We start from the raw sequence: 857 nt of genomic DNA, 5'->3' as shown, positions 1-857 counted from the left end.
GAGTCATTGCACAAGATTCACGTAGCGCAGCACCGTTGCCTGCCGTTTGAGAACTTTGATATTTCGTTGCAGCGTGGCATCTCTGTTGAGATTGAAGACATCATTCAAAAAACCGTGTATCACTCCCGTGGTGGCTACTGCTTTGAACTGAATGGCTTAATGCTCGATGTGCTCAAGACCCTCGGGTTTGAAGCGCGCAGCTTACTTGGGCGTGTTCACGTGATGGGGACGCCGACAGGTCGCAGCCATCAAATCACGTTGGTGATGCTGGATGAACAAGCATGGATTGTCGATGTAGGCTTTGGCTCCAATACGCCGCGCGCGCCATTGCCGCTTATACTCAACCAGGTGATTCAGACGGATTTACCAACCTTCCTCTTTGTCGAAGATGCTCAGTTTGGTTACTTCCTTCAAGTGTTGTCAACGGACGGAACGGACACGTGGAATAACCTTTATAGCTTCGATTTAGAGTTTGTGTTTGCGGGTGATATCGCGTGTGGCAACTTTTTTACCTCCACTTCTCCTCACTCGCGTTTTACCAGCGCAAGAGTCGCGGCGAAAGCAACAGAAAGTGGGTTGGTGACATTGCTTAACTACACACTCAAATACACCAGCGAAGGTGAGCAGACAGAATTGGAGTTAGAGCCAGGCCAAGCCTATCTGGATGCATTGAAAGAATACTTCGGCATTGAGCTTGATGCGCAGTACGGCGATCTTCGTCCGTTGCCTGACGCGTAAAATTCTCCCGTTTTCAAAGCGTAGCGCGACGAGAACATTTTCATCACTATTTGTCTAAAAGAGGTCGACAGGAATACAGCATGGCGAATTGGGAAGGGGTCAGCGAATTTGTTGCTGTG

Annotated in this window: 1 protein-coding gene; it reads left to right on the top strand. The window is 49.1% G+C overall.

Annotation, left to right across the window (positions count from 1 at the left end; genetic code table 11):
- Nucleotides 1-738: arylamine N-acetyltransferase (locus R7Z49_RS24075; RefSeq protein ID WP_318112241.1), on the top strand; the 738-nt coding region annotated here is incomplete at its 5' end.
- Nucleotides 739-857 lie beyond the last annotated feature (119 nt).

It is taken from the genome of Vibrio sp. 1562, assembly GCF_033340155.1.
Taxonomy (GTDB): domain Bacteria; phylum Pseudomonadota; class Gammaproteobacteria; order Enterobacterales; family Vibrionaceae; genus Vibrio; species Vibrio alginolyticus.
The sequence above is the reverse complement of the archived record's forward strand: the minus strand, read 5'-3'. Positions and strand labels throughout refer to the sequence as shown.